This is a genomic window from Streptomyces sp. WM6386 (assembly GCF_000972385.1).
Classification (GTDB): domain Bacteria; phylum Actinomycetota; class Actinomycetes; order Streptomycetales; family Streptomycetaceae; genus Streptomyces.
In genome coordinates this window covers 1-304 of sequence record NZ_JXTE01000816.1, presented here as the reverse complement: position 1 = coordinate 304, position 304 = coordinate 1, and the positions used below count along the sequence as shown (strand labels likewise).

Here is a 304-nt window from a genome sequence, read left to right as displayed (position 1 = left end):
GTGGCGCCGGCCCGGCCGGGGAGGAGCGCGTGCTGGAGCCGGCCCGGCGGGCGCGGCCGCTGTTCCTGGGCGGCGACCAGTTCCGCCCACTGCGCGGGGGTGGCCAGCGCTGCGCGCACGTCGGCCGAGGCCATCAGGTCCAGTGCGGTCTCCGGGTCCCAGACGTCCTGCAGGACCACGGTGGTGCCGTGGGTGAGCGGGCCGACCATCGTGTGCAGCAGTGACGGCAGCGTGGCCAGTGGCAGTGCCGTGAACGCGGTGGCCCGCGAGCGCGGGTCCAGGCCGGCGTGCAGGGTGTTGGGGG

1 pseudogene is annotated in these 304 nt (G+C 77.0%); it reads right to left on the bottom strand.

Annotation, left to right across the window (positions count from 1 at the left end):
* Positions 1–304: pseudogene (locus TN53_RS43800) on the bottom strand (hypothetical protein); the annotation flags it as partial.